This is a genomic window from Pseudochelatococcus lubricantis, from assembly GCF_042432495.1.
Lineage (GTDB): Bacteria > Pseudomonadota > Alphaproteobacteria > Rhizobiales > Beijerinckiaceae > Pseudochelatococcus > Pseudochelatococcus lubricantis.
Genome location: NZ_JBHLXC010000010.1, coordinates 84319 through 91769 on the forward strand (window position 1 = coordinate 84319; position 7451 = coordinate 91769).

General features: G+C 61.7%; 11 protein-coding genes and 3 pseudogenes. 8 read left to right on the plus strand and 6 right to left on the minus strand.

Annotated elements, in window-relative coordinates; translation table 11 throughout:
* Positions 1–49: 49 nt before the first annotated feature.
* From ACFFJ7_RS15510 to ACFFJ7_RS15525, 4 genes and pseudogenes are all read right to left on the minus strand, one after another.
* A complete protein-coding gene (locus tag ACFFJ7_RS15510) occupies positions 50–424 on the minus strand; it encodes a YciI family protein (RefSeq protein ID WP_377593469.1) in 375 nt (124 codons plus the stop codon).
* Positions 425–472: 48 nt separating this feature from the next.
* The gene (locus ACFFJ7_RS15515; RefSeq protein ID WP_377593470.1) at positions 473–1348 is read right to left on the minus strand and encodes an SDR family oxidoreductase; all 876 of its coding nucleotides are present in this window, start codon (positions 1346–1348) and stop codon (positions 473–475) included.
* 148 nt (positions 1349–1496) lie between these two features.
* Complete coding sequence (locus tag ACFFJ7_RS15520) at positions 1497–1931, minus strand: dienelactone hydrolase family protein (RefSeq protein WP_377593491.1); 435 nt, start codon at positions 1929–1931, stop codon at positions 1497–1499.
* Positions 1932–1979: 48 nt separating this feature from the next.
* Positions 1980–2201: pseudogene (locus ACFFJ7_RS15525) on the minus strand (VirB8/TrbF family protein); the annotation flags it as partial.
* A gap of 406 nt (positions 2202–2607) precedes the next feature.
* On the opposite strand from ACFFJ7_RS15525, the gene ACFFJ7_RS15530 reads away from it, so the two are divergent.
* From ACFFJ7_RS15530 to ACFFJ7_RS15565, 8 genes and pseudogenes are all read left to right on the plus strand, one after another.
* Positions 2608–3177, plus strand: coding sequence for a KAP family P-loop NTPase fold protein (locus tag ACFFJ7_RS15530; protein WP_377593472.1), 570 nt, complete (start codon positions 2608–2610; stop codon positions 3175–3177).
* Positions 3178–3234: 57 nt separating this feature from the next.
* Entirely contained in the window at positions 3235–3570 is a 336-nt protein-coding gene (locus ACFFJ7_RS15535; protein ID WP_377593473.1) for a helix-turn-helix domain-containing protein, read from the plus strand.
* On the plus strand, positions 3563–4810 hold the full coding sequence (locus ACFFJ7_RS15540; RefSeq protein ID WP_377593474.1) for a type II toxin-antitoxin system HipA family toxin: 1248 nt from the start codon (positions 3563–3565) through the stop codon (positions 4808–4810). The genes ACFFJ7_RS15535 and ACFFJ7_RS15540 overlap by 8 nt, the downstream gene beginning before the upstream one ends.
* Positions 4807–5295: a hypothetical protein gene (locus ACFFJ7_RS15545; RefSeq protein ID WP_377593476.1), complete on the plus strand. Its 489-nt coding sequence runs from the start codon at positions 4807–4809 to the stop codon at positions 5293–5295. The genes ACFFJ7_RS15540 and ACFFJ7_RS15545 overlap by 4 nt, the downstream gene beginning before the upstream one ends.
* Before the next feature lie 81 nt (positions 5296–5376).
* Positions 5377–5931, plus strand: a complete 555-nt coding sequence (locus tag ACFFJ7_RS15550; RefSeq protein ID WP_377593478.1) for a hypothetical protein — start codon at positions 5377–5379, stop codon at positions 5929–5931.
* Positions 5932–6002: 71 nt separating this feature from the next.
* Entirely contained in the window at positions 6003–6179 is a 177-nt protein-coding gene (locus ACFFJ7_RS15555) for a hypothetical protein (RefSeq protein WP_377593480.1), read from the plus strand.
* Between the two features lie 232 nt (positions 6180–6411).
* Positions 6412–6741 (plus strand): DUF262 domain-containing protein, encoded by a 330-nt coding sequence (locus ACFFJ7_RS15560; RefSeq protein ID WP_377593493.1) that lies wholly within the window; start codon positions 6412–6414, stop codon positions 6739–6741.
* A pseudogene (locus ACFFJ7_RS15565) lies at positions 6669–6950 on the plus strand (ATP-binding protein); the annotation flags it as partial. The gene ACFFJ7_RS15560 and the pseudogene ACFFJ7_RS15565, both read left to right, overlap by 73 nt.
* A gap of 6 nt (positions 6951–6956) precedes the next feature.
* On the opposite strand, the gene ACFFJ7_RS15570 reads toward ACFFJ7_RS15565, so the two are convergent.
* Positions 6957–7304, minus strand: a complete 348-nt coding sequence (locus ACFFJ7_RS15570) for a hypothetical protein (protein WP_377593482.1) — start codon at positions 7302–7304, stop codon at positions 6957–6959.
* Positions 7305–7329: 25 nt separating this feature from the next.
* Positions 7330–7451 (minus strand): annotated as a pseudogene (locus ACFFJ7_RS15575) (IS5-like element IS711 family transposase); the annotation flags it as partial.

A 7451-nucleotide genomic window follows, 5' to 3' on the forward strand; every position in this document is an offset into this window, starting at 1 on the left:
GCTCAACACAAGAGAGCGTAGCATAGCGACATCCGACCACCAGAAGGGCTCAGTCGAGAGCAAAGCTTCGGTCGGAGAAATCGACCGACAGGATCAGCCGGCCCTCGTTGACGGTCCATCGTTTGATCTCGAAGGTGACGCCGCCGCTCGTTACCAGCGGATCGCCGCCAGCCATGGCCTCGGCGTCTTCATGGCTGGCGGCCCGAAATACGGTCATGCCGCCTGCCGGCTCGCCCCCGCGCCCGGATAGAGGGCCGGACGCAAAGATCCTGCCTTCCTTCTCCAGCGCGATGATCCAGCGGTGATGGTCGTGCATCGCGGGCGCGATGCGCGCCGCATCGGCGGTCGTGCGAAGCATGACGAAGAACGTCTTCTGCAGCATCATGGAAACGAGACGCTCGTCGTCATCAATGGCGTGGCTCATGTGTTGGATTCCTTCTTTTTCTATGTGCCTATTCGAGCGGCGCCGGGATCAGCCGATCTTCTCCAGATCATCCAGGAGGCCCGGACCTGTCGGATGCCAACCCGTCTTTCGGGCCGTCGCCTTCGACGAAGCCGGCATGTCCTGGCTGGCGAAGAGAGCAAAAGGTCCGAAATGGCCTTCGGCGTCCTCCGCGCGGAGCGATTTCGTCGGGAGACCGAGTGTATCGCCGATCTTCGCGGCAATGGCGCGCAGTTCGATCCCCTCTTCAGCGACGGCGTGGTATCTTGCGCCGGTTTCGGGAGCCTCGAGAACCAGCCGGAAAAGCCGGGCCACATCCGAGATGTGCGCCGCCGGCCACCGATTGCCGCCATCGCCGACATAGGCGGATACGCCGGTTCTCCGGGCGACCTCGATCAGGCTCGTGACGAGTCCCTGCCTGGCGGCGTTATGGATCTGCGACAAGCGGACGACCGATGCCGCGACGCCCTGCGAGGCAAGGTGGAGTGCAGTCTGTTCAGACATACGAGGGAACCGGTAATCCGCCGGGATGCCGTCGTCTTCCGTCACGACCCGTCCGGGAGCCAGGCCGGCCAATCCGTTCGGAACGAGAAAGGGTTTGCTTGTGCCGACGAGGGCTTCGCCAATGACCTCGATGGCGCGTCGATCAAGATCGCACGCTTGCTGGAAATTCGCATAGTCGGGATTGAACGCCAGATGGATGACGCCGTCGGCTCTGGCGGCGCCCGCGCGCAGACTGTCATGATCTGAGAGCGAACCGCGTTGAGCCTGGGCGCCCGCTGCCTGGAGCACATGCTCTGCTTCCTCGGACCGCGCCAGCCCTAGCACTTGATGGCCCGTGGACAGGAGTTCGGAGACAACCGCGGAGCCAATGAATCCGTTTGCACCGGTGATGAAAACCTGCATGATCGTTCCTCATTGTCAGTTTCTGACAATGAGTAGCATGATTGTCAGAAACTGACAATAGCATCCGCGATGCCGACACGGTTCATAAAGCTCCAGATGCGCGTGAGCGTTCGCAAAGGCAGCTACGATCTATGACGTCTCGTGGCGTTCATTCGCCCCTTGCCGGCGGCCGCTGGATGCCTTGCTTTTCCAGAAGCCGTAAAGTCTCGCGGAACGCGAGATCGGAGCATTGCTGGTCGAAGTCGGCGCGCCGGTCGGAGTTGAAGCCGTGGCCTGCTGGGTAGGTCAGCACCTCCACGGCCGAATGCTGCTCCAGTGCGTCCCTGGTCGACCGCATCGGGATCTCGCTGTCGTCGCGTCCGAGATGGACGAGTGTCGGGCAAAGTGGCCCCTCGGAGGCAAGCGTCGGGAGCTTGCCGCCATAGTAGCAGACGGCGGCCGAAAGCCCGTTCAGGCGGCCGGCGCTCGCCCAGGCGATCGAACCGCCGTAGCAGTATCCGAGCATGAACACGGGGCCGGCATGGCGCAGTTCATCGAGGAGTGCCAGCTTGACACTTGTTTCGGTGCCCTGCTCAGGAGACATGGGCGCGTCGACGCCATGAAGGTCGGTCTTCACGAAACCGGGATGCGCCGCGTTGATGCTCCTGACCTGCTCGATGAAGCGACCGAGATGGAAAGCAATCTGCGGATCGGTCGGGCGATAGTCGGCCGTCGCCGGGGCGACCGTCTGGGCCTGGCCGAGCCGATCGACCTGCACCACCCTGGGCACGACGGTGCCGCGTGCCGACTGCCAGACCAGGGCCGCAGCAAAGCCCGCCGATAGGATGAGCGAACCGAAGGCCATCAGCCGGAACCGTGGCCGTCGCCGGAACGGACGGCATGGGCGGCGGAACTGACGCCGTGGCTGATCGCCTGACCGCGTCGCATCCGCTGCGCCCAGGCGGGCGGGCTGCCAGCTGCGGATGCACCAGGCGATGCGGCTGCGGCGGCCCCGCTGACCGTGCCCAGCTATCTGGACCTGGCTGCCCGTTCGCCACGTGTACATCGTAGTGAAGTGGTTCTGGTGCGATGTCCGCACGCAAGGCGGAAAGCAGCGCGAGATCGCGCCGAGTTTGGTCTCATCCTCTCTGGAAGAATTGTTAGCTTCATGCTGCACAACTTCAAGATTCGAAGCACGAAGAAGGCAGGCTATCTGGCGGTCGGAGGCGGCGACCGCCAGGACGACCTCCCTTGGCTGCTGAAAGCCGTGAGGGGAACCAATGATCCTGACGGATAATGAAACCAAGGTTGACTTCCTCAACAACGAGGCGATCGCGGCAACCATCATCAAGCTCCTGCGTGACCGACCGGATCAACCGGTCACCGTCGGTATTCATGGTGATTGGGGTGCAGGCAAATCCAGCGTACTGGAAATGATCGAGGCAGGCTTCGATGGCGAGGCGAAGGTTCTCTGTCTGAAGTTCAACGGTTGGCGCTATCAGGGATTCGAAGACGCCAAAATCGTCCTCATCGAGGGTATCGTCACTGGCCTCATCGAAAAGCGCCCCGCTCTCACCAAGGCCGGCGGGCTCGCCTTCACCGCCTTCACAGCAACCCCAACGCCTGATCAGATTCAGGCCATCGTGGGAACGCTGGAAGGCGTCCTCGCCGAAGGCATCGCACGCGAAGCATTTATCGAGACCATTGCGGACCTCGCCGGCGCGGGCATAACCGACCTCGACGGGCTCACCGCCGACCAGATGCAGACCGTATCTCTCGGTCAACGCTGCGGCAGCGGCGGTAAGCCCAAACCTTCGTGCCCTGCTGAAGCAGGATCCATGAGGGGCTAGAAAAATTGTAATTTTCATGCTACATATTCGCTAAATTTGTAGCGCGAAGGTGCCAAAATGCCGACTCCACACAATCCTCCCGCTGCGGTGCGTCGCGCTCTGCGAAAGCTTGGGGCGGATATCCATGATGCTCGTCGACGCCGACGGCTGCCGATGGCGGTCGTGGCCGAGCGCGCCTTCACCTCCCGGTCGACATTGCAAAGGGTCGAAGCCGGGGACACCAGCGTCAGCATCGGCATCTACGCCGGCGTCCTCCAGGCGCTCGGCCTGCTCGAAGGCTTGAACCAGATCGCCGACATCAGCAATGACAGCGTCGGCCTGGCGCTCGCCAGCGCTGAACTCCCCAAGCATGTCCACCTCAAGCGACCGCCCGGATCGTCCCACGATGGCTGACTTCGAGGTACACATTGATCTGGACGGCCGCACACGCCCGATCGGACTGGCGAGGAGCAATCGTATCCGGGGCGCGGAGATCATCCTCTTCGAGTATGATAGTGCATGGCTTGAGGATCCGGGCCGCTTCTCGCTGGAGCCAGCGCTTGCACTGACGCGTGGCGCCTTTGCTCCGCATGCGGGACTGGCGACCTTCGGCTCCATCGGTGACTCGGCGCCGGATACCTGGGGCCGCCGCCTCATGCAGCGCGCCGAACGCCGTCTCGCCGAACGCGAAGACCGCGCCGTTCGCACCCTTGTGGAAAGCGACTATCTTTTGAGCGTCGCCGACGAGACCCGGCTTGGCGCGCTCCGTTTCCGATGGATCGGCGACGAGGTTTTCCAGGCGCCGATCCGTGCCGGCGTTCCAGCACTGATCGAGCTTGGCCGGTTGCTCCAGATCACCGAGCGGATTCTCCGGGACGAGGAAACGGATGAGGACCTCCAGCTTATCTTTGCTCCCGGTTCCTCCCTGGGCGGCGCACGTCCAAAGGCGTCTGTCATCGACCGGCATGGCCGCCTTTCCATCGCGAAATTCCCGAAGGAGACCGACGACTACAGCATGGAGACTTGGGAAGAGATCGCGTTGCGGCTGGCCGGCCAGGCCGGTATCGCCACTCCCGATCACGAACTGATTGATGTCGCTGGTAAGGCGGTCATGCTTTCGCGACGCTTCGACCGTGAGGGCGCCATCCGCGTCCCGTTCTTGTCCGCGATGGCGATGATGGGCGCCAAGGACGGCGAGCGCGGCAGCTACCCGGAGATCGTCGATGCCCTTGCGCAATACGGCGCCCAGGGAAAGACGGATGCACATGCCCTTTATCGGCGTGTCGTCTTCAACGTGCTGATCTCCAATGTCGACGATCACCTGCGCAATCACGGCTTCCTCTGGCTGGGCAAGGCGGGGTGGTCTCTCTCACCGGCATATGATCTCAATCCCGTTCCGACCGATCTCAAGGCACGGATGCTGACGACAAACATCGATCTCGACGAGGGCACCTGCTCGCTCGATCTGCTGGAGGCCGCGTCGGAGTTCTTCGCGCTCACGCTGTCGCAGGCCCGCACGATCATCAAAGAAGTCGCGACAGTGACCGCGACCTGGCGCGATACCGCCAAGGCGGTTGGCGCCCGCTCGGCCGAGATCAACCGCATGGCCAGCGCCTTCGAACACGACGATCTCAAACGGGCGCTGGCGCTATGACGAGAACATTCCTTCACAATTTCGAGCCGGCGACAGCGAGCCCCATTAGCGGCGCCACCGTTGATCTGGAAGTCTCAGACATCGAGGATGCCGGCATTCGGGAAGTACTGCAGACGCCCGGCGCTGCATATGGTGCGTGGTCGATCCTGGACGCATTGCTGGCACCGACCGGCCTGGGAACGCCGTTCATCTTCAAGGAGCCGCTGGGACAGGCGCGTGAAGTCAAAGTCGCCCTGTCCGGCCTGTTCGGACGCTTCGTCGCTCGCGCCTATCTTGAGCGCTACTTCAATCTCTCCATCTTCGCCCATCTCGACAGCCGAACGATTGATCTCGACCGCCGACGGCGGATCAAGGTCACGCGCCTGTCGCGTGGCGATCTGCCCGACTGGATCGCCTGTGCCGCCGATCTATCCTCCCTGACGGTGGCCGAAGCGAAACGGTGTCATGATGTCGGCGGCCCGGCGAAAGCGCTGAACCGCGTGTGAACCCAAGCCGGAAGGATTGATGTCACAGTACAAGGCCGCAAGGTCACGGTGCAGTGTATTGCGATTGCAACGCGCTGGGGCATGGCCGCAGCAGGCCCGGCCGAGGCTCATCTTTCAGTTCGTGATCCGATAGATGAAGGCGAGCCTATCGATCCTCAAGAGAAGGACCCGCTCTTCATCGGACTTCTGCGCCTGCATATCGCCAATTTGATTAAGCCGCTCGGTCACGCCGAGCTGGCCGGCGCACTCTACCGCATCACCCATCAGCCATTCGCGCGCAGGCTCCAAGACGACCTCGGACGCGCCCGGACGCTGCTGGACGCCGCTCCGGTAAGAGAAGTTGAGAAGGCGACCGCCATGGACAGGCTTATCGGCGGTATCGTCACGCGAGCGGGGCCGATCACTGACGTCGATGCCGCGCCCGCCGACCAGGAAGTGCTCGCCTGCCTAAACCTCCGCCCGGTCTTCGTTGGGATCGAGCGCGATCTCATCCGAGCCGCCATCGACGCGGAGCCGCAGACTGTGCGTACTCGCCTGACGCAGATAGTGAGTCCGGATGAATTTGCGCGACCAGATCGCGCCGGTGGCTGGATCGTCCCGCTTGGTCAGGAGCGGCGCATCATCGGCAGCACCTGAATCAGCGGCAACCGAACATACACACTATGGGGAAGCAGCCGACACCAGACGCGGCACGATCAGGAGGCAGAATGATGGAAGCGCGGGAGAACGATCTCTCGAACGAGGCAGCGGCTTTAGCCGATATCCTCAAATGGTCGGCCGATCCCCAGGCTGGCAACGCGACGCTCTGCGCCGACTGTGCAGCCAGCCGCCACCTGGCTCCGACCGGGTTGCAGCGTGGAGGGGCGTTCTCACCCCGGCTTTGATACTTGCCACCTCCCGCCTTGCTCGCTGTTCGTTCATTTTCACGCACGCGCGCGGGCTACCTGGAGTGCATACGGTGGCTGAACTTGACGACGAAAATGGAGACTTTGAGCCGCTTGCCGTGGGTAAAATGGTGGTGGCTCCAGGCCTTACAGACAAGCAGATCGAGAACCAGTTCGAGGGGGGCGTCTGCGGGTGGTGCAGGAAAAGAATGACATTTTCCTGTCCCACGTGATGACCTTCATCCGAGGTGACGGTGGTCTGTGGGGAAATCTGCGACCGGAGTATCAGAGACGCCTGCGGTGGGACCGGAAAAAGAAGTCCAAGCTCATCGAGAGTTTCATCATGAATGTGCCGGTGCCGCCGGTGTTCTTGTATGAAAAGGACCTTGGCCGCTTCGAGGTCATGGACGGTCAGCAGCGCCTCAATGCCATCGCTGAATTTTTTTCGGGCAAGTTCGCCCTGGACGGCTTGGAAATCTGGAAGGCCCTTACCTGCCGTTCGAGGCCAACGCCGCCCATCTGTTCTTCCAGCTGGTGTCCCGACGCTATGAGAAGGGCTTAATCCTGATCACTTCAAATCGCTCCGTGGGCGAATGGGGAAGTGTTTTTGGGGATCCCGTCGTCGCAACGGCGATACTGGATCGCCTGCTTCACCACTCGACGGTCATCACCATCCGCGGCGACAGCTACCGGCTTCGCGAAAAGCGCAGGTCCGGCCTTCTGCAGAAGGCCGGACCTGCGCTCGAGACAAACGAAAACGCCACAGCATGAGAGGGGTCAGTTCATCAGTTCCCCAAAGGGGTCAAATCTGCAGTTCGCTTGACACGCCGAACCGGAGTCGCGGGAGCGATGTTGCCAGAAATTGTCAATCGCGGCGAGCGCGTTGCTCGTCCGCAAGGTAAGCTTTCCAGAGCCGGAGGTATCTTTCACCTGTTCGACAAGGGCGCCAGAGCCATCGATACGGTCCAGATCTTCAGCGCCTTCGAGAACGAGGATCTCATCGTCGGTCAGTTCGAGCCAAGTGTCGATACTGCGCAATATCTGATAGGAGTAGCCTCGCATTGGCCCGACGGCTTCCCGGGCGGGATCGTTTACAAGTGGGTTGAGACTAGCATCATTTTGCATTCGGTGATCTAGGCGATGTCTGCATTCATCTGATCCATATCATTGCGCAAGCGAGATGCACGAAGCCCATGAAGGCTTTGATCGTCTTTTCGCAACGCAATGCGATACGGCGGAACCGCTTGAGCTTGTTGAAGAAACATTCGACCT